The following is a 20,745-nucleotide window of genomic DNA, read 5'->3' as shown; positions in this document are numbered from 1 at the left end:
ATCCTAAAGCGATAATGATCCATATGGCGATGAACAGTTCCCTTTTCAGGAAGAATGTTTTCGAAACCAGATCCGCTTTAGACAAGAACTTGAGAGCCAGAGCCAGTTCCACAAACCCTAAAACCACCTTTACCGTATTCATCCATCCACCGGATTTTGGCAGACTCTGCAATGCCTGCGGGAATAAAGCCAGTAATCCGAAAACAATCGCCCATGCCAGTCCGAATCCTGCCAGAGCAAAAGTCAATAACATCGGCACGTTGGAAGATCCCGTTACCGCGCTTCCCAGTAAACTTCCCAGGATAGGGCCCGTACACGAGAAAGAAACAATAACCAGAGTTAAAGCCATGAAGAAAATCCCAATGATGCCTCCCGCTTCCTCCGCCTTCGAAGATTTGTTGGCAATAGAACTCGGCAGTGTAATATCATAATACCCGAAGAAACTCCCGGCAAAGAAGATAAATATAATAAAGAAGACAATATTGAGCCATACACTCGTAGAAATCTCATTGAAGATATTTCCTGCAATTCCGTCGATAATATGGAAGGGGATACTTAATAAAATGAAGATCAGCAGGATGAAAAACCCATACATAAGAGCATCTCTTTTACCCTTTGCCTTATTCTTATTTCCTTTGGTGAAGAAAGAAACCGTAAGCGGGATCATCGGGAAAACACAAGGCGTAAGCAAGGCAATCAGCCCTCCAATAAAACCTAAGAACAGATAGGTCCAGTAGTTTTCATCCATTTTTTCAGCCGCCGTACCACAATCCGTTAAAGGATTTTTGAAATCAATCGTTTCAATTTTCAGTTTCTTAGGATCCAGGGCAGACGTTTCAGAAATGGTCATTTCCTGCTTTGCGGGAATCTCAGTAACAGTTTCCGTAGTTTTTACAGAATCTTTTCCTTTCTGGGCAATTTCTTCATCCGCCGGATCTTGCGTTACCCCTTTTGGAGTCACTTTCTGATTAAACTCTAACGTATTGGGAGCCAGGCATACCCTGTCATCACAAGTCTGATAAGTAATCTCAGAAGTAACCTCCGCAGGCTTTGTGGGATCCTTTAATTTGAATTTCTGCTTAAACCCTGCCGCATTAGAATAATACACAATAGTCCCTCCGAAAGCCTCCGAAAACTCTTCGTGTTTCTTTCCCGCTTCAGTAAACTTTCCTATGAGTTCAATATTCTTTCCGGACACTTTATACTCGGTAGGAATCCCAGTATCTTCCGGAAGATCCTTGGAATAGATATGCCATCCGCTTTCCATGGTGGCATTGAGAACCGCTTCGTACTGGTTATTCCCCAGATCGTTGATGGTGAATTTAAACTTAACAGGATTTTTTATCTGTGCATTAATTCCCGTTGCTAACACCAGCAGAATTAATAAAAACCAATTTCTAAATTTCATTTTTTCGTTTCATTAAAAATTTTGAGACCTTATTTTTCATCATTTGTGTTTTTATGCCAACCCGCCCCTCAGACAGGTTTACTATGCAAACTTAAAGAAGTCTGTCCGTATAAACTGTTAACTGATGTATAACTAGTGTTAACCAAAGTTAACTGCTGTAATTCAGCATGTAATTAAGCCGTATATTTGTTATCGTAATAAGATATTTTTGAAAATTAGAAATGAATAAGAAGTTTAGGTCAGTATTTGTAATTGCGTCAGTCGCTGCGGTATGTATACTGGTTTTTCAGCTGTACTGGATTTTTAATTCATATAAAACTGCAGAGAAAAATTTAGATATTATAATCAGTAATCTCTTAAAAAAAAGTGTGGAAAGCTACCAGTTTAAACAGCTTGATTCATTGCCTGTAATACGAGAAGACGATCCTCGGATTTATTATGCAATAAAAAAAAGATATGTTTATCCTAATAAAGAGATAGATCCCATAAAGGAAGGGCCTTATGATATGATCATTAATCCCATTGAGATACCGAAGAACCAAATGCCTATTATAAAAAATGTGCTATATAAGTTAAAGGCTTCTACACTCAAGTCGATTGATTTAAAGGAGTTAAAACAATTTGTACAACAAGAATTTTCCAAAAACAATATTGATCTTGATTTTAATCTTTACCTAACCCATGATCAGATTCCAGACAGAAACATTTTTTATGAGCCGGTACAATTGTCAAAAGATAATATACTTATTAAAGCTCAGATTAATAATATTGATACCTATCTCCTCAAACAAAATTTAATTCCTTTACTTGTTTCGTTGATTTTGATTTTATTATCAGCGGGAAGTCTTTATTTTATGGCGATTACCATAAGAAGACAACTGAAACTTGATGATCTTAAAAATGATTTTATCAATAACATGACCCATGAGCTGCGTACTCCTATTTCTATTTTGAAATCTTCAAATGAAGCATTATTAAATTTTAAAGGAATCAATGATCCCGCTAAGGCTGAAAGATATCTTAGAATTAATGATGATATTTTGAATAAACTTGACCACAATGTGGACCGGATACTTGATATTGCTCAGTTTAATGATGAGAAACTTCGAATTGACCGGGTGAAAATTATTCCGGATGATTTAATGATGCCTATTCTCAACAGGTTTATGATCAACGAAAATGTCAGGATAAAATATGTTAATCAGTTAAAAGACGGTGAGCTTTATACTGATCCCTATATCATAGATACAATTCTTTCTAATTTGTTTGATAATTCAATAAAATATGCTCGGGGAGAAGGAGTAGAGATACTTTTGAGGATTTCCTCTCTTGAAAACGGCTTCCAGCTTTATATTGAGGATAATGGCAAAGGAATTGACTCAATCTACCTCCCTTATATTTTTGATAAGTTTTTTAGAGTTCCTGAGGGGAATCTGCATAATGTAAAAGGATATGGACTGGGGCTGAATTTTGTAAAAAAGCTTGTAGAAAGCCTGAATGGTGATGTAGAAGTAAAAAGTGAACTGAATGTAGGAACTACTTTTATTATAAAAATTTTGAATGTATGACTAAAATAAAAGTTTTATTAGTAGAAGATGAAGCTGTGCTGGCTATGGTTGTAAAAGAAACCCTGGAAATGAATGGTTTCGAAATTGAAGTTGCTAATAATGGTGTAGAAGGCTGGGCCCGGTTTAAAAACGGGAAGCCCGATATTTGTGTTGTAGATGTAATGATGCCTCGTAAAGATGGCTTTTCTTTAGTAGAAGACATTAGAAAGGTAGATGATTTAGTGCCTATTATTTTTTTGACGGCCAAAGTACAAACAGCAGATGTTTTAAAAGGTCTAGAAATTGGAGGTGATGATTACATGAAAAAGCCTTTTAGCATGGAAGAATTAATGTTAAGAATAAAAAAGCTGGTAAGAAGATCTTCCATAAAGCCAACCGAAAGTAGCACAGATTCTTTAGTAGATAATACAATAGGTAAATTTTATTTTAATTTTAAAAGGCTTGAACTTTCTTATGAAAATATTATTATCAATTTATCCCAAAGGGAAGCAGAGCTGTTAAACCTTTTAATCATACATAAAAATAATATACTCGAACGTCAAACGGCTTTAATTAAACTCTGGGAAGATGACAGCGTATTTGCTGCAAGAAGCATGGATGTGTATATAACACGTTTACGTAAGTTTTTGGCCCTTGATCCGTCTGTTTCCATTTTAAATGTGAGAGGGGTAGGTTACAAGCTTATCGACTAAGGAACAAAAAAAGACGACTTCTATTGAAGCCGCCTTTATATTAATCGATCTAACAATTAATCTTATTTTTCTTGTTGTTTAATCAAGTTCAGTGCAGAACCAGCTTTGAACCATTCAATCTGCTGATCATTGTACGTGTGATTTGCCATGATGATATCTTTAGTTCCATCTTTGTGAACGAATTCTAAAGTCAGCTGTTTTCCTGGCGCAAACTGATCAAGATCTAAGAAGTTAACAGTGTCGTCTTCCTGAATTTTGTCATAATCTGCTTCATTGGCGAAAGTGATCCCCAGCATTCCTTGTTTCTTAAGGTTTGTTTCGTGAATTCTCGCGAATGATTTTACCAATACAGCTTTTACACCAAGATGTCTAGGCTCCATGGCAGCATGTTCTCTTGAAGAACCTTCGCCATAGTTTTGATCTCCTACAACAATTGTTGGAACTCCAGCCGCTTTATAAGCTCTCTGTACAGCCGGAACTTCACCGTATTCACCCGTTAATTCATTTTTAACGTGGTTGGTTTCCATGTTATAAGCATTCACAGCTCCAATTAACATGTTATTTGAAATATTATCGAGGTGACCTCTGTATTTCAACCATGGCCCAGCCATAGAGATGTGGTCAGTAGTACATTTTCCGAAAGCTTTGATCAATACCTTAGCTCCCGTGATGTTTTTACCATCCCAAGCCGGGAACTCTTCCAGTAACTGAAGTCTGTCTGAAGTAGGGCTTACGTTAACAACAACACTGGATCCGTCTTCAGAAGGAGCCTGATATCCGTTATCATCAACAGCAAATCCTTTTGCAGGAAGTTCAAAACCTTTTGGTTCGTTAAGTTTTACCTGCTCACCCGCTTCGTTTGTTAATGTATCTGTAATCGGGTTAAAATCTAATCTTCCTGAGATTGCAACAGCAGCCACCATTTCCGGAGATGCTACGAAAGCATGGGTATTTGGATTCCCGTCAGCTCTTTTCGCAAAGTTTCTGTTGAAAGAGTGAATAATAGAGTTTTTCTCCCCTTTTTCAGCTCCTTCTCTGTCCCACTGTCCAATACAAGGTCCGCAAGCATTGGTAAAGATTCTGGCATTTTCAAATTTTCTGAAAGAATTTAAGAAACCGTCTCTTTCCGCTGTAAATTTCACCTGCTCAGAACCTGGATTAATTCCTAAAATAGCTTTAGGCTTTACCCCTTTTGATACAGCATCTTCCACGATAGAAGCAGCTCTTGATAAATCTTCATAAGAAGAGTTGGTACAAGAACCGATAAGTGCCCATTCAACTTCTAGCGGCCACCCGTTGGCTTCAGCCTTAGCTCTGAATTCAGCAACAGGAGTTGCTAAGTCCGGAGTAAAAGGACCGTTTAAGTGAGGAGTCAGCTCAGAAAGGTTAATTTCAATTAACTGATCAAAATACTGCTCAGGGTTTGCATATACTTCAGCATCACCTGTTAAGTGTTCGGCAATTTTATCAGCAGCATCTACAACATCCTGTCTTCCTGTTGCAGATAAATATCTTCTCATTGAATCATCGTACCCAAAAGTAGAAGTAGTAGCTCCGATTTCTGCACCCATGTTACAGATCGTTCCTTTACCTGTAGCAGATAAAGATTCAGCTCCTTCCCCGAAATATTCTACGATGCATCCTGTACCTCCCTTTACCGTAAGGATTCCTGCCACTTTTAAGATAACATCTTTAGCAGAAGTCCATCCGTTCATCTTACCGGTTAATTTTACCCCGATAAGTTTAGGCATTTTAAGTTCCCAAGCCATTCCGGCCATTACGTCTACCGCATCAGCACCCCCTACACCAATAGCTACCATCCCTAAACCACCTGCATTTACGGTGTGAGAGTCAGTACCAATCATCATACCTCCAGGGAAAGCATAGTTTTCCAATACAACCTGGTGAATGATACCGGCTCCGGGCTTCCAGAATCCGATTCCATACTTATCACATACAGAACTTAAGAAGTTGAATACCTCAGAGTTTTTGTTGATACCTTCCTGTAAATCTTTATCAGCACCTACTTTCGCCTGGATCAGGTGATCGGCGTGAGCAGTGGAAGGAACAGCTACTTTAGCTTTTCCTGCCTGCATGAACTGTAAAAGCGCCATCTGCGCTGTTGCATCCTGCATAGCTACTCTGTCTGGTGCGAAGTCTACATAAGAGTTTCCTCTTTCATGTGCCTGTGTAGCATTCCCTTCCCAAAGGTGGGTGTAAAGGATTTTTTCTGAAAGGGTAAGAGGTTTTCCCACAATCTGTCTTGCCGCAGCAATTCTTTCTGGGTAACGCTCGTACACTTTTTTGATCATATCAATATCAAAAGTCATATCTCGTAGATTAATGTTTATACATTTATGTTATCAACAGCTGAAGTATTAGTGGCCAACTTGCACCAATTCCTTGATTGGAGGAGCAAATTTAGTCAGGTCAATACCCTCAACCGCAGCTTTATATTCATCGATATTAGGAATTCTTCCGATAATAGCAGATAAAACAACAACCGGTGTTGAAGCAAGTAGAGATTCTCCTTTTTTACGTTCCGAATCTTCTACAACTCTTCCCTGGAAAAGACGGGTAGAAGTTGCCAGTACCGTATCTCCCTTAGCTGCTTTTTCCTGATTACCCATACAAAGGTTACATCCCGGACGCTCAAGATACATTACATTCTGGTACTCTGTACGGGCTTCACCTTTAGGTGCGTTGTCATCAAATTCAAAACCTGAATATTTTTCTAATAATTCCCAGTCTCCTTCCGCTTTCAACTCATCAATGATGTTATAAGTAGGTGCCGCCACTACAAGCGGAGCATTGAATTCTACTTTACCTTGCTGCTTTTCAAGGTTTCTAAGCATTTGAGAAACGATTTTCAAATCTCCTTTATGAACCATACAAGATCCCACAAAACCAAGATCTACCTTTTTCTCTCCTCCATAATAAGAAAGAGTTCTGATTGTATCGTGAGTATATCTTTTCGAAACATCATCATTGTTTACATCCGGGTCAGCAATCATTGGTTCAACAATCTCATCAAGATCTACCACTACTTCAGCATAATACTTAGCATTGGCATCCGGAGTAAGAGCCGGCTTTTCACCTGATCTGATCTCAGCGATTCTCTTATCTGCTTTTTCAATTAAGCCTTTAAGAACCTGGTTTTTATTATCCATTCCTTTGTCAATCATGATCTGGATTCTGCCTTTTGCAATTTCCAATGATTCGATCAAAGTATTATCTTCCGAAATGTTGATGGAAGCTTTTGCTTTCATCTCAGCAGTCCAGTCTGTAAATGTGAATGCCTGGTCAGCAGGAAGCGTTCCGATGTGAACCTCAATGATTCTTCCCTGGAATACGTTTTCTCCTCCAAACTGTTTCAGCATCTGAGCCTGTGTAGCATGAACCACATCACGGAAATCCATGTGTTCTTTCATGTCTCCTTTGAATGTTACTTTTACAGATTCAGGAATCGGCATGGAAGCTTCACCTGTAGCCAATGCAAGAGCAACTGTTCCTGAGTCTGCTCCGAAAGCAACCCCTTTAGACATTCTTGTGTGAGAGTCACCACCAATGATAATGGCCCACTCATCTACAGTAATATCATTAAGAACTTTGTGGATTACGTCAGTCATTGAGTGGTATTCACCTTTCGGGTCACGGGCTGTAATCAAACCGAATTCATTCATGAATTTCATGAGTTTCGGAATGTTAGCCTGCGCTTTTTTATCCCATACTGAAGCAGTATGACATCCTGATTGGTAAGCACCGTCAACGATCGGAGAAATTACAGTAGCTGCCATTGATTCAAGCTCCTGAGAAGTCATAAGACCTGTCGTATCCTGTGAACCAACGATATTTACCTGTACACGAACGTCTGAACCTGCGTGTAATACCTTTCCTGGCGTACTTCCTACAGCATTTCTGTTGAAGATTTTTTCTACCGCTGTAAGTCCTTGTCCTTCATGAGAAATCTCTTTAGACGGAGCAAAAACAGCAGGAGCTTCAATTCCTAAAAGCTGAGCTGCAAAAGTCTGCAGTTTCTTACCGAATACGATTGCGTAAGATCCGCCCGCTTTGATGAATTCCATCTTTTGCGGAGTAAAAGACTTGGTAAGGTCAATTAATTCCTTATCTCCGTTATAAAGTTTCTTTTCTTTTGTATTAATTGTTAAAACAGTTCCTGTTGCCACTGAATAAGCTTCTTCAAGAACTACTTCTCCGTTTTCATTACGAACAGGGTTTCCGTTTTCATCTACTTTCTTCACCCAGTTTTTAAGGTCTATTCCAATACCTCCTGTTACATCTACCGTAGTAAGGAAGATAGGAGAAATACCGTTTGTTCCTCCAACAATTGGAGCAATATTTACGAATGGTACATATGGGCTGGCTTGTCTACCCGTCCAAAGAGCAACATTGTTTACTCCGGACATTCTTGATGAACCTACCCCCATTGTTCCTTTTTCAGCAATAAGCATAACACTTGCATCAGGATGTTGTGCCTGTAAAGCTTTAATCTCTTCCTGTGCCTGAGGAGTAATCATACATTTCCCGTGAAGTTCACGGTCAGATCTTGAGTGCGCCTGGTTCCCAGGAGAAAGTAAATCTGTTGAAATATCTCCCTCACCTGCAATATAAGTAACCACTTTGATTTCTTCCGCTACTTCCGGCAGCTTGGTAAAGAATTCAGCTTTTGCATAGCTTTCAATGATTTCTTTTGCGATTTCGTTACCGCTGTTGAAGGCTTCTTTAAGGCGGTTAGTATCCGCTTCATAAAGGAAAACCTGAGTTTTAAGAACATTGGCTGCTTCGTGGGCAATTGACATATCGTTGCCTAAAGCAAGGTCTAACAAAACTTCAATGGAAGGACCTCCTTTCATGTGAGATAATAATTCGAAAGCAAACGCAGGAGATATTTCTTCTACTACGGATTCACCCAGAATGATCTCTTTTAAAAATTTAGCCTTTACACCTGCAGCACTTGTTGTTCCCGGTAAGGTGTTATAAATGAAAAATTTAAGAGAGTCCGATCGGTCTGTATTATCTGAATCTTTAATTTGTGCAATGATTTCGCTTAGTAATTCAGCACCATCAATCGGCTTTGGATGAAGCCCCTGGTTTTTTCTCTCATCAATCTCTTTGATGTAATCCTTATAAATATTCATAATAGAAGTCTTTCACTTTTAAAGGTAGATGTACAAAGCAGCTATTGTTGCTGCTGCTCCTCTCTTGCCGGTCACAATTATAACATTTTGAGTTTCCGCATTTTGATATGCAATTTTGAACCGGAATAAAGTCAGAATAATCTACGTTTTTTTAAAAGTTTTAAAATTATTAAACAATTCAAAATGTTCCCAAAAATACGAAATTTTAATATTTTATGGGAGTGAAATTATTTAGATTCTTTATAAATATGAATTTTATAATATCTATTTTTGGTCGTATTTTTGCAGACAATTGGTGAATATGAAAAATATCCTGAATCTTTTATGCGTTTTTGTTTCGGTTTTCGTTTTCTCACAGGCTAAATCTGTGAAGAAAGTTCCCGCGAAAAATGCAGTAAAAAAGGGCGCTTCAGTAAGTAAACCGAATCCTGATCTGGTAGTGGTTAATAAAGATATTCCTGTTCTGATTCCTAAAAAGAAAGGAGATCAGTTCGGCTATGTCAATCAAAACGGAAAGTTTATCATTCAGCCGGAATACCACATTGCTGTCTTTTTTTACGAAGACTGTAATCTCCTGAATTCCCCGAACCTGAAAGTTCGCAAGTTTGGAACAAACAATTATGCAACAGTAGAAAAAGATATGATATCATACAGAATTGATAAGACCGGAAAAAGGGTGTATCAGTTCAAAGATGCAGATTTTGGAAAATGTAAATTCGAAGAATACAAACAACAGCTGTTTCAGGCTTATGTTTTAAATGGCTTCTATGGAATCATTGAAAAATCAAAATTTGTAAATGCTGCAGATTACAGACAATATCAGATCTATCCTCAGTATCAGTATCTCTTCATTATGGAAGGAGACGATGTAGCCAACCCGATGATTGTAGCTTCCAATAACGATAGATTCGGGGTGATTGATGTGAATAACAAAATTATTATTCCTTTCGAATATTCGAATATTAAACGAAATTTCAGCTGGAAACTGGGCAAGATGTTTGAAGTTACAAAAGATGGAACCAATTACTATTATATTGACGCAAACAATAAAACATACTAAAGGTTTGTCAATGGGTGAGTAGGAGTAATTTATCATTTGATAACTCCTATTTTCCTGAATAATGAATCTTTGCTTCGTATCCTTCACTTCACTCTTAGCATCTCATATATTTTTCGTAATTTCGCGGCTGAAATAAAGGGGTGCTGTAACAGGCTGAGATTATACCCAATGAACCTGGAACGGGTAATGCCGTTTAGGGACGCGACTTCCTGAAAGTCGGAACTGTATAATATCTTATCGATCCCCTTTTATTCATTAAATTTTAAAGATTTATAGAATGAAAGGATTATTTTTTTTAGGGCTTAGTGTAGGCTCTGTAGCATTTATCCAGGCGCAGAATAAAGATTCTCTGAAAGTAAGAGAAATTGAAGCAGTCAGCTTTACCAAAAGACTTCCGGTAGCGAAGGAAATCATTAATGTTCAGAAAGATTTAGACGGAAGAAACTTAGGACAGGATCTTCCGATTCTCTTAAAAAACCAAACCTCAATTATCTCCACCTCGGATGCCGGAAATGGAGTAGGATATACAGGATTTAGAATTCGTGGGGTTTCCGGCACGGGAATCAATGTGATGATGAACGGGGTTCCTTACAATGATTCGGAAAGCCAGGGTACTTTTTTTGTCAATGTACCGGATTTAACGAGTTCTGCCTCACAGATTGTCATTCAGAGAGGAGTAGGAACTTCCAATAACGGAGTTTCAGCTTTCGGGGCAAGTATCAATGTGATTTCAAAAGATCCTGAAGATAAATTCTATTTTAAAACAGATGACAGCTACGGATCTTTCAATACATATAAGTATTCTGCTGAAGCAGGTTCCGGAAAATTCTGGAAAAACCGTCTTTCTGTAATGGGAAGATATACCCATATTCATTCCGACGGTTATATAGACAGGGCTTCATCAGACCTGCATTCTTATAATTTTACAGCCCTGTTTGAAGAAGGAAATACAAAATTACGTCTGATGGCTTTCGGAGGAAAAGAAAAAACGTACCAGGCCTGGAACGGAATTGATAGAAAGACATGGGAAACTGATCCTAAATTCAACCCGTCAGGAGCAATTTATGATGCCGGCTGGGAGAATATTGTCGGGTTCTATGATAATGAAACGGATAATTACAGACAGAACCATTACCAGTTGCTTTGGGAACAAAAATTCAGCGACCGCTGGAATCTGGAAACAACTTTCCATTATACAAAAGGAAAAGGATATTACGAAAATTACAAACAAGGAAGCTCTTTTTCAAAATACAACCTGCCTGACATCATAGATAACGGAGTAACTATAAAGTCTTCAGATTTTATCAGAAAGAAATGGCTGAATAACGATTTTTACGGAATGGTTTCAACGCTTTACGGTAAGTTTGAAAATCTGGATCTGAATGTGGGAGTAGTTGCCAATCAATATTATGGAAGGCACTTCGGGAATGTTACCGGAGTTTTCTATCCTCAGATTGATGAAAGTGAATACTACAGAAATCGTTCCGTGAAGAATGAAGTGGCAGGGTTTGCAAAAGCTTTGTTCAGGGTTGATAATTTTGAATTCTTTGGAGACTTACAGCTTAGAAATATTAATTACAATACCAAGATCCTGATGGCTGGTGATGATGAAGGTGCAAATCTGGATAAAAACTGGCTGTTCTTCAATCCTAAAGCCGGTGTTAATTATAAGATTGAAGGTGGAAAAGTATTCCTGTCTTATGCACATGCACACCGCGAACCGAACAGAGATGATTTGATGGCTAATAATGATGTAAAAGCAGAAAAGCTTCATGATTTTGAAGCGGGACTTGAAAAACAGTTTGGGTTTTTGTCATTAACAGCAAACATTTACTATATGTATTATGTTAATCAGCTGGTTTTAAATGGCGAGCTTAATAACGTAGGAGCATTCATCAGAACAAATTCCGGGAAAAGTTACAGAAGAGGGATTGAAGTTGGGGCACTTGCAAAATTATCGAAGCAATGGGAGGTTACCGCTAATCTTACTGTAAGCCAGAACAGAAATCTTGACTTTAATATTGAAAATAATAATGTTCCTAAAAGTCTTGGAAATACACAGATTTCTTTTTCTCCGGATGTCATTGCTAATCTGGGACTGAAATTCACTCCAAATAAAAATTTCCAGTTTGCTTTAATGAATCAATATGTTGGAAAACAGTATCTTGACAATACGGAAGATAAAAACCTGCAGCTTAAAGATTATTTTCTGACAGATTTTAATGCACAATATCAGTTTAAAATAGCTCATAATGAAATTGCATTAAAACTGCTGGTGAATAACCTGTTCAATAAAAAATATGTGAATAACGGATCTGTTTATGAAGGAACTCCGTACTATTTTTCACAGGCGGGAACCAATTTTATGTTTGGCGTTAGCTGGAAGATTCAATAGTTGGCAGAATGACAAAAGGTACAATTGCGAAAGATCAGCCTAATAGATATTAATTAACCCTTTTGGTTTTTTAGCCGTTTTACCCTTCTGAAAATAAGTCTTAGGCTTAAAAATCAAAGTTTTAATAATCGTAGTCCGGATTTAATAAGGAATAACTAAAAAGACTGTTTCGGCGGTCTTTTTTTATATCCGTTAAATATCTTCAAAAGTCACGAAAAAGTTATAAATTTGCCACCAAATGAATATTTCAGCATACATTTTAGAATACTTAAAACAATTTGGAACTGCCACGGTACCAGCCTTTGGGGTGTTTTCACTGAAAAATTCTAAGGCAATTATCAATTCTGATAACGGGAGCATCCTGCCTCCGGCCAGCCAGATTGAATTTACGATAGACTATGAAGTAAAAGATGAAGATCTTACTGCTTTTATAGCGGGACAAAAGCAGATGTCTCTGGAAGCTTCAAGAAGTGACCTGAAGATTCAGACCGATTTCTGGAAGAAAAAACTTCAGGCCGAACAGGTTCTCGAAATTCAAAACCTAGGAACCATCTTCATTGAAGAAGGGCATACTCATTTCAAAGGGAAAAGAATAGAAGCAGGCCGTCCGGACTTCTACGGATTGGAAGAAATCAGATTTTCCGATATCAATAACGGAGAGAAAGTAGATGCTTCCATAAACCGTGAAAAGGATTTTAAATTCAAGAAGACAATTCTTTGGGTTTTCCTTTTACTGATTCCTGTTCTTGGAATTTTATATCTTGCGTTTACCCAGCAGGAACTTCTTTTTGGAAAAAAATCATTCGATAAAGTTTCCGTACAGACTTCTACCCACAGAATTGTAAAAGATACAATTAAAGTGATGGTGCATGCTCCGGAAAAACCAGTTTCAGATTCTTTGAAAAAAGATTCAATTGTAAAACCTGTCGGACAACAAACAAAGCCCGTTCCGGCAGCTCAAAAGAACACTAAGACTCAATGGCAAAAATAAAAAAAGCGTCAGAATCTCTGACTATCATGACCAATATCGTTCTTCCGAACGAAACTAATTCTTTAAGAAATCTTTTTGGCGGTGAGTTGTTAGCGAAAATGGACAGATGTGCGTCCATTTCTGCAGCAAGACACTGTGAAAGAAGAGTAGTAACTGCGTCTGTAAACCACGTTTCATTCAACCACCCAATTCCGGAAGGAGGTGTAGTGGTACTGGAATCTAAAGTTTCCAGAGCATTTTCAACATCTATGGAAGTATATGTGGATGTTTGGTTGGATGACCCGATCAATCAGAAGAAAATTCATACCAATGCAGGTATTTATACTTTTGTGGCAGTAGATGAATTCAATCGTCCCATTCCTATCCCGGAAATGGTTCCGGAAACAGAAGAAGAAAAAGAAAGATATGCTGCGGCATTCCGTAGAAAAGAACTTTCTCTGATTCTTTCAGGAAGAATGAAACCTTTAGAATCTGTGGAGCTTAAGAAATTATTCCAGGAACCACAGGAATCTAAAAAAGATAAAAAATAGAAATATTATAAAACACAAATAACACAAATAGCCGGCACAAATTTTCACAAATGATTTATGCCGGATTAGATGAAAAAATAATAAAATGGATATTTCGGAAAATGATATATCAAGAATTGTTTATGAAGCCGGATATACAGTTCATAAAACATTAGGACCGGGGCTTTTGGAAAGCGCATATGAAGAATGTTTGTTTTATGAATTGAATAAACATGATTTTCTTGTAGAAAGACAAAAGCCAATGCCATTGATTTATGAAGATGTAAAATTAAATGTAGGGTATAGACTTGATTTTCTCATTGAGAAAAAATTTGTGTTGGAAATAAAATCTGTGGAATCGTTAAATGATATTCATCTTGCACAAATACTTACTTATCTCCGGTTAGGTAATTGTAAACTTGGAATGTTGATTAATTTTAATACAATCCAATATAAAAATGGAGTAAAAAGGGTCATCAACGGGACATTATAATTTGTGTTATTTGTGAAGTAAATTTGTGCTATTCGTGTTTAAATTATGAAAATCCTCCTTTTAGATAAAAACCATCCTCTTATCACTGAACAGCTTTTGGCTAAGAATTTTATATTGGAAGAAGATTTTACATCTTCTTATGATGAGGTTTGTGATAAGATTGGAAACTATGACGGAATCATCATCAGAAGCAGAATTCCTTTAGATAAGAACTTCCTTGAGAAAGGGAAGAACCTGAAGTTTATTGCAAGAGTAGGAGCCGGAATGGAAAATATTGATATTCCTGCTGCAGAAGAACTGGGAATTCAACTGATCAATTCTCCGGAAGGAAACAGAGATTCTGTAGCAGAACATGTAGTGGGAATGCTGCTGGTTATTATGAACAGGCTTTTTATAGCGTCTCAGGAAGTAAAAGACGGTATCTGGAAGCGAGAAGAGAACAGAGGTGATGAACTTCTGGGAAAGACGGTTGGACTTATAGGATACGGTAATATGGGAAAAGCTACGGCTAAAAGACTTTCAGGATTTGGATGTAAAGTTATTTTCCATGACATTCTTCCAGGCCTTTCTGACGAATATGCCACACAGGTTTCGCTGGATGAACTGAAGAGAGAGGCAGAGGTAGTAAGTTTACATATTCCTCTGACTTCGGAAACTCATTATCTTATAGATGAAACGTTTATTTATGAGATGAAAAATGACTTTTATTTTGTAAATACGGCAAGAGGAAAAAATGTAAAAACTAAAAGTTTAGTAGATGCATTAAGGTCCGGAAAAATAAAAGGAGCCTGCTTAGATGTTTTGGAATATGAAAAGTCTTCTTTCGAACATCTTGAAACAGAAAACGAAGATCTGAAATACCTGCTTGAATCTGAAAAAACTATTGTAACGCCTCACATTGCCGGATGGACTCATCAGAGCAAGGAGAAGCTGGCTCAATTTATTGTAGATAAAATTGTAGTTTCACATTGTTAGGTAGTTAAGCTGAGAAAGCAGAAAATTGGAAAGGCGAATTTGCAAAAAAGTGGATTCGCCTTTTTATTAGCTGTAAACAGATTATGGTTTTGTCATATTTTAAAAAAAGAACATGAGGCTTGGGTTTTACTATCTTGGCTGGAACTCATAAATGGAGTTTCAAATTTGACTTCTTGGCTTCCTTTACTCTTTTAGCCCTTTCACCTTTTTATTCTTTTCCTCTTTCTAAAATTTCTTCCTTATTTATGTTAAATAATTCATAATATCCCTTTCATATTTATTATTTCGTTTTGAGTTTTATTAAATTGCCGCTCATTTTGAATCTCATGACGACGCGTAATTTTGTACTTATCTTAACTGTTTTTTTATCTCTGTTTTCGTGTAAAAAAAAATCTGAAGCCCAAGAAGCTTCAGCAGAGAATACAACGAATCTTCCCAACTACGGAAATGTAGATCTGAGCAAAGTTTTTACTAAGGCTGATGGCCAGCTTTTAGATAAGCAGACAACCGTAAATTATATAGATCAGTACTACAAAAAGATCTGGGAAGCAGGAGATTTAAGCGGAGGAATTCTTGTTGCGAAAGGCGATGAGATTCTATATGAAAATTACAGAGGCTTCGGTAGAGAAGGAAATCAGATGCCTATTGATAAAAATACTCCTTTGCATGTAGCATCCGTTTCAAAAACGCTTACTGCAATGGCGATGATGAAATTGGTGGAAGCCGGAAAAATAAAATTAACTGATCATCTTACTCAGTATTTCCCGGGATTTCCTTATCCCAATGTTACAGTTCAGACTTTACTGGACCAGAGAAGCGGGCTTCCGAAATATGAATATTTTATAACCAAGATACAGCCTGCACCGGCAGAGCTTTCAAAACCATTCATTACCAATGAAGATGTATTGAATATGATCATCAAATATAAACCTGATCTTGCAAGAGATACCGATACAGGGTTTATGTACTGCAATACCAATTTCGCACTATTGGCTTTACTGATTGAAAAAGTGACAAAAACACCTTTTCCGCAGGCCATGAAAGAAATGGTTTTTACACCATTGAAAATGAATAATTCTTACATTTTCCAGGAAAAAGATATCCCAACCGCTGCGCAGTCTTTCTATTACGGAGGAAATAAACTATATCCTTTGGACAGGCTGGATCTTATTTACGGTGATAAAAACCTGTATACAACGCCAAGGGATATGTATAACTTCTCGAAGGCTATGTTCTCAAAAGATTTCTTGAAACCGGAACTGATGCAGATGATCTTTGAGCCTTACAGTAATGAAAAGGCTGGAATGAACAATTATGGGCTTGGTTTCAGAATGAAAATATTTGATAACGGAGAGAAGCTGACATATCATAACGGATGGTGGCATGGTACAAATTCAGTATTTGCACATCTTCTTAAGTCTAAAGTAACTATCGTAGCGATAGGAAATAAATATTCGAACAAAGTATATACAGCATTGGCACTTTCAGGGTTATTTGAGGATTTTCCTTTACAGAAAGATAAACTTCATACCGTTATGAATGACAATAAAGATACTTTGAATTCCGGACAGGAAGTTTTTGGAGAATAATGTTTATTTTTGCTTAAACATTTTCATGAAAAGGTTTCTTTTATTATTCGTTATCTGTTTTCTTGTGCATTCGTGTGCGAGAGTAGGATCTCCCGTAGGAGGCCCGAAAGATACACTTGCCCCCAAATTTTTAAGTTCAAACATTGATACCACAAGAATTAATGTCAAAAGAGATATCCATCAGCTCCGTCTGGATTTTGATGAATATGTGACTCTGAAAGATATCAATAAGAACCTGATTATTTCTCCACCCATCAAAAATATAACGAGGATTCTTCCGTCTAATATTCCCAATAAGTTTGTTCTTATTCAATGGTCAGATACTTTACAGGCGAATACAACCTATAATTTTAATTTCGGAAATTCAATTGTAGATAATAACGAATCGAATATACTCAGATATTTCAATTTTGCTTTTTCCACAGGTGATAAGCTGGATGATTTATACATCAGCGGTGAGGTTAAAGATGCTTTGGATCTTAAAAAGAAAACAGGAACTCCTGCAGAAAATAAACTGGTTGTAGGGCTGTATCAGGTAAAAGATACAATCAATTATAAAAAGAAGCCGTATTATATTACCAAGGTAGATGACGACGGTTATTACGAGCTGAATTATCTTACTCCGGGAAAATATAAGATCATTGCATTTGAAGATGAGAACGGAAATTCAATCTATGATCCGGGGAAAGAGAAAATTGGCTTTCAGAAAGAGCCTATTGATGTAGAAAAATCGATTTCAGGATTAAATTTAAAAGTATATCCTTCCAAAAAGCCTGTGAAATATCTGGAATTGAAGGAAATTGCCGGAGGTGTTTTGATGTTGTTTGAAGGACATCCGGAGGAGGTAAAAGTTCAGTCTCTAAATGATAAACTGAAAGATGTAAAAATTACACATACACCAAAATCCGATTCCGTAAGGATCTGGTTTGATGCTGTGAAAAATGATGTAGGGCAGACTACCAATGATAAGTTGGTGTTTACCCACAATATGGGACCTAAAAAAGACAGTGCTTACAGTGTTTCTTTATTTTACAAGTACAATAAGAAAAATGTAATGGACATTAACAGTGATAATGATGGAAGCTCGCTTGCCCCGAAAGCTGACTTTAAATTTTCCTCAGCCTATATCATTGATAAAATTGATCCTGCAAAATGGACACTCAACGTTAAGGGAGATAGTTTGACTAGTTTACCGTTTAAAGCTAAAATTTCAGAAACCAATCCTTATCAGGTCCAGGTGCAGTCAGACTTTGTAAGCGGAAAAGAATATCAGCTTACGGTTCCTAAAGAAACTGTTTCTTCTTTCTATACCAAAAATACGCAGTCGAAGCGCTTCGACTTTGATGTGGCTAAGATAGACCAGTTCGGAAGTGTTGAGTTTACTCTTTCCAATGCACCAACTGCCAATTATTGGTTCCAGCTGCTGGATTCTTCCGATAAAGTAGCTTATCAGAGGTATACAAAAGGGAATAACCTGAAATTTGATATTCTCAAGCCGGGAGAATATATTGTAAGAATACTCGTAGATAATAACGGAAATAAATTCTGGGATGAAGCTGATTTTGCTAATGAAACCTTTGCTGAAGATGCTTATATTTTCTACAAGAAAGTTATTGTAAGAGGGCTTTGGGAAACCAGAGAAGAATGGGATCTGAAGGATACCCGAACACTTGATAATCCTAAAGGAACAAGTGGTGCAGCTCCTCCGGCCGCTCCTGCTCCTGTCTCTCCTGCTCAAACAAACCAAAGTCAAAAAGAAGTTATAATAGATCAGGGAGTAAAAAAAGAATCGAAATCTCGTAATGCGGTATTAATCCCCGTGAAATAGGTTATGAAGACGGTGAAGAAAATAATTTTCTGGACTTTGGTTGCATTTGCACTGATACAGTTTGTTCCTATTGACAGAACGAATAAGCCCGTTAATTCTGCTGTAAACTTTGTAGATGCCAGGAAAGCACCTGAGAAGATAAAAATAATGCTTAAAAATGCATGTTACGACTGTCATTCCAATGAAACGGTATATCCTAAATATGCATTTATAGCACCTGTTTCATGGTCGGTAAAAAGCCATGTGAATGAAGGAAGGGAACATCTTAATTTCTCCGTTTGGGAAACCTATAATAAGGAGTTGAAGGAGAATATGCTCACGAAATCCATCCAAACGATTCAGAGTAAGGCCATGCCAATGCCAGGCTATATTGTTTACCATAAAGAAGCTAATCTTTCTGAAGCGGAAAGATCTCTGTTGATTCAGTATTTTGAGGAAATGCTGAAGACGAAAACATATTAATTCCTGAATAAAGACTCCAGTACATTCCATGTATTGAGCAAACCTATAAGCGAATGCTCATTATCTGGCTGATCTGTAAAACTCGTGAGAATATAAAAAAAACTCTCGTAGATTATTGAAATCCACGAGAGGCATATGATACAAAAATTATTTCTTTAAATAATCCTCAAAAAACCTTTTCTGAGAATCAAAAGCAATATCTTCAAGATGAAGTTCCTGTAAAGGAATCCATACTGCTTCCGAGATCTCTGAAAGTTCAAGATTTACCTCAAACTTCTCCTGAACATTATATTCGTAAAAGAGATCAATCGTATGATAATCAATTTCCTTATACTGATAGATGTTAGGAAGGCTGGTAAGGTATTTCAGGTTTGAAATATCAACATCAAGCTGAAGTTCTTCAAAAAGCTCTCTTTTACAGGTTTCTTCTGCACTTTCTTTAGGGTCTACAAATCCTCCTGCCAGATCCAGTTTTCCTTTTTTCGGATCCCGGTTTCTTCGGGTAAGATAGATTTCATCCCCATATCTTATGACAACAGCTACAGCGCCGGCCACGTTATTGTATAGTGTAAAACCACATTCCGGGCAGCTCCATTTCTTTTCACCATCCCAGAGTAAAGACTCTTTTCCGCAGCTTGGGCAATATTTCAATAATTTCATTATAAATATTTTTTCAAAGATCGGGATATAACTCCGCTTTATTGAGCAATATTAATATTTCTCGGGTGATAACTCAAAATAACATCTCTGAGTTCTTCCGTTTTCAGATGGGTATAGATTTCCGTAGTCGTAATACTGGAATGTCCCAGCATCTCCTGAATATAACGAAGATCCGCACCATTCTGCAATAAATGCGTAGCGAAAGAATGTCTGAATGTATGTGGAGATATCTTTTTGTTAACCCCTGCTTTATCCGTAAGTTCTTTAATAATAAGAAATACAATCACCCTGGACATAGATGTTCCACGGCTGTTCAAAAACAGAGTATCTTCATATTTCTTATTGATTTTTCCTTTAGATCTTACCTCTTTGATATAAGCCTCCAGTAAATCTGCAGTATAATCGGCCAAAGGAACAAAACGGGTTTTGTTACCTTTTCCGTTTACTTTAATGTATTGCTCTTTGAAGTTAATATTGGAGATCTTCAGATCAATCAGTTCGGAAACACGGAGTCCGCAGCCATACAATACCTCAATAATGCATTGGTTTCTTTTTCCGAGATCCGTATTGACCTCAATAGCAGCAATAATTTTGTTAATATCAGGAAGGCTTAAAGTATCAGGTAAGTATAATCCCAGTTTAGGGCCTTCAAGTAGCGCTGCAGGATTGTCTTCACGATATTCATCCTCAAGCAGAAATTTGAAAAAGGCTTTAATGGAAGATATCCATCTTGCCTGTGATCTCTCACTGAATTTCTGTTTGGAAAGATTGAAAATATACTCCTGCAGATTTTCGTAGCCGATAGAGTCCGGACCGACGTTTTCCAGATCCTCTTCAGCGTAATCTTTTAGTTTTTTAATGTCCCGAACATAGGCGTCGAGTGTGTTTTCTGAAAAATTTCTTTCGAAACGAAGAAATATTTCAAAATCTTTGATCTTTTCATCCCAAGTCATTTG

The 20,745-nt window shown here is 37.2% G+C and carries 16 protein-coding genes; 11 read left to right on the top strand and 5 right to left on the bottom strand.

The window, feature by feature from the left end:
* Positions 1-1,408, bottom strand: a 1,408-nt coding sequence (locus F3J23_RS20305; protein ID WP_167033175.1) for a cytochrome c biogenesis protein CcdA, incomplete at its 3' end; no start/stop codon positions are given.
* A gap of 368 nt (positions 1,409-1,776) precedes the next feature.
* On the opposite strand from F3J23_RS20305, the gene F3J23_RS21765 reads away from it, so the two are divergent.
* Together F3J23_RS21765 and F3J23_RS20295 are read left to right on the top strand one after the other, a co-directional pair.
* A complete protein-coding gene (locus tag F3J23_RS21765; protein ID WP_167033173.1) occupies positions 1,777-2,976 on the top strand; it encodes a sensor histidine kinase in 1,200 nt (399 codons plus the stop codon).
* A complete protein-coding gene (locus tag F3J23_RS20295; protein WP_167033171.1) occupies positions 2,973-3,668 on the top strand; it encodes a response regulator transcription factor in 696 nt (231 codons plus the stop codon). Before F3J23_RS21765 ends, F3J23_RS20295 begins: the two co-directional genes overlap by 4 nt.
* A 62-nt stretch (positions 3,669-3,730) precedes the next feature.
* On the opposite strand, the gene F3J23_RS20290 is transcribed toward F3J23_RS20295, so the two are convergent.
* Positions 3,731-5,998: an aconitate hydratase gene (locus F3J23_RS20290; protein ID WP_167033169.1), complete on the bottom strand. Its 2,268-nt coding sequence runs from the start codon at positions 5,996-5,998 to the stop codon at positions 3,731-3,733.
* Between the two features lie 48 nt (positions 5,999-6,046).
* Positions 6,047-8,827, bottom strand: a complete 2,781-nt coding sequence (locus F3J23_RS20285; RefSeq protein ID WP_167033167.1) for a bifunctional aconitate hydratase 2/2-methylisocitrate dehydratase — start codon at positions 8,825-8,827, stop codon at positions 6,047-6,049.
* Positions 8,828-9,128: 301 nt separating this feature from the next.
* On the opposite strand from F3J23_RS20285, the gene F3J23_RS20280 reads away from it, so the two are divergent.
* From F3J23_RS20280 to F3J23_RS20240, 9 genes are all read left to right on the top strand, one after another.
* Complete coding sequence (locus tag F3J23_RS20280) at positions 9,129-9,887, top strand: WG repeat-containing protein (RefSeq protein ID WP_228455392.1); 759 nt, start codon at positions 9,129-9,131, stop codon at positions 9,885-9,887.
* Between the two features lie 277 nt (positions 9,888-10,164).
* Positions 10,165-12,282: a TonB-dependent receptor gene (locus F3J23_RS20275; RefSeq protein ID WP_167033163.1), complete on the top strand. Its 2,118-nt coding sequence runs from the start codon at positions 10,165-10,167 to the stop codon at positions 12,280-12,282.
* A 238-nt stretch (positions 12,283-12,520) separates the two neighbouring features.
* Positions 12,521-13,273 carry a hypothetical protein gene (locus F3J23_RS20270; protein WP_167033160.1) on the top strand — a complete coding sequence of 251 codons (753 nt, stop codon included), beginning with the start codon at positions 12,521-12,523 and terminating at the stop codon, positions 13,271-13,273.
* Positions 13,261-13,803: an acyl-CoA thioesterase gene (locus F3J23_RS20265; protein ID WP_167033158.1), complete on the top strand. Its 543-nt coding sequence runs from the start codon at positions 13,261-13,263 to the stop codon at positions 13,801-13,803. The genes F3J23_RS20270 and F3J23_RS20265 overlap by 13 nt, the downstream gene beginning before the upstream one ends.
* A 91-nt stretch (positions 13,804-13,894) precedes the next feature.
* On the top strand, positions 13,895-14,275 hold the full coding sequence (locus F3J23_RS20260) for a GxxExxY protein (RefSeq protein WP_167033183.1): 381 nt from the start codon (positions 13,895-13,897) through the stop codon (positions 14,273-14,275).
* 45 nt (positions 14,276-14,320) lie between these two features.
* On the top strand, positions 14,321-15,250 hold the full coding sequence (locus tag F3J23_RS20255) for a 2-hydroxyacid dehydrogenase (protein WP_167033156.1): 930 nt from the start codon (positions 14,321-14,323) through the stop codon (positions 15,248-15,250).
* A 326-nt stretch (positions 15,251-15,576) separates the two neighbouring features.
* Positions 15,577-16,839 (top strand): serine hydrolase domain-containing protein, encoded by a 1,263-nt coding sequence (locus tag F3J23_RS20250; protein WP_167033154.1) that lies wholly within the window; start codon positions 15,577-15,579, stop codon positions 16,837-16,839.
* Between the two features lie 25 nt (positions 16,840-16,864).
* On the top strand, positions 16,865-18,667 hold the full coding sequence (locus F3J23_RS20245; RefSeq protein ID WP_167033152.1) for an Ig-like domain-containing protein: 1,803 nt from the start codon (positions 16,865-16,867) through the stop codon (positions 18,665-18,667).
* 3 nt (positions 18,668-18,670) lie between these two features.
* A complete protein-coding gene (locus F3J23_RS20240; RefSeq protein ID WP_167033150.1) occupies positions 18,671-19,129 on the top strand; it encodes a heme-binding domain-containing protein in 459 nt (152 codons plus the stop codon).
* Positions 19,130-19,276: 147 nt separating this feature from the next.
* Here F3J23_RS20240 and F3J23_RS20235 read toward each other — a convergent pair whose 3' ends face one another.
* Both F3J23_RS20235 and xerD read right to left on the bottom strand, forming a co-directional pair.
* Positions 19,277-19,789, bottom strand: a complete 513-nt coding sequence (locus F3J23_RS20235) for an NUDIX hydrolase (RefSeq protein WP_167033148.1) — start codon at positions 19,787-19,789, stop codon at positions 19,277-19,279.
* Positions 19,790-19,827: 38 nt separating this feature from the next.
* Complete coding sequence (gene xerD / locus F3J23_RS20230) at positions 19,828-20,742, bottom strand: site-specific tyrosine recombinase XerD (protein WP_167033145.1); 915 nt, start codon at positions 20,740-20,742, stop codon at positions 19,828-19,830.
* Positions 20,743-20,745 lie beyond the last annotated feature (3 nt).

Source organism: Chryseobacterium sp. Tr-659 (assembly GCF_011752975.1).
Classification (GTDB): Bacteria; Bacteroidota; Bacteroidia; order Flavobacteriales; family Weeksellaceae; genus Chryseobacterium.
Note: the sequence above shows the minus strand (reverse complement) of the source record. Positions and strands in the feature narration are given on the sequence as shown.

Coding starts and splice junctions, on each gene's coding strand:
- F3J23_RS20295 (WP_167033171.1), top strand. CDS start 2,973: ATGACTAAAATAAAAGTTTTATTAGTAGAAGATGAAGCTGTGCTGGCT.
- F3J23_RS20290 (WP_167033169.1), bottom strand. CDS start 5,998: ATGACTTTTGATATTGATATGATCAAAAAAGTGTACGAGCGTTACCCA.
- F3J23_RS20285 (WP_167033167.1), bottom strand. CDS start 8,827: ATGAATATTTATAAGGATTACATCAAAGAGATTGATGAGAGAAAAAAC.
- F3J23_RS20280 (WP_228455392.1), top strand. CDS start 9,129: ATGAAAAATATCCTGAATCTTTTATGCGTTTTTGTTTCGGTTTTCGTT.
- F3J23_RS20275 (WP_167033163.1), top strand. CDS start 10,165: ATGAAAGGATTATTTTTTTTAGGGCTTAGTGTAGGCTCTGTAGCATTT.
- F3J23_RS20270 (WP_167033160.1), top strand. CDS start 12,521: ATGAATATTTCAGCATACATTTTAGAATACTTAAAACAATTTGGAACT.
- F3J23_RS20265 (WP_167033158.1), top strand. CDS start 13,261: ATGGCAAAAATAAAAAAAGCGTCAGAATCTCTGACTATCATGACCAAT.
- F3J23_RS20255 (WP_167033156.1), top strand. CDS start 14,321: ATGAAAATCCTCCTTTTAGATAAAAACCATCCTCTTATCACTGAACAG.
- F3J23_RS20250 (WP_167033154.1), top strand. CDS start 15,577: ATGACGACGCGTAATTTTGTACTTATCTTAACTGTTTTTTTATCTCTG.
- F3J23_RS20245 (WP_167033152.1), top strand. CDS start 16,865: ATGAAAAGGTTTCTTTTATTATTCGTTATCTGTTTTCTTGTGCATTCG.
- F3J23_RS20240 (WP_167033150.1), top strand. CDS start 18,671: ATGAAGACGGTGAAGAAAATAATTTTCTGGACTTTGGTTGCATTTGCA.
- F3J23_RS20235 (WP_167033148.1), bottom strand. CDS start 19,789: ATGAAATTATTGAAATATTGCCCAAGCTGCGGAAAAGAGTCTTTACTC.
- xerD (WP_167033145.1), bottom strand. CDS start 20,742: ATGACTTGGGATGAAAAGATCAAAGATTTTGAAATATTTCTTCGTTTC.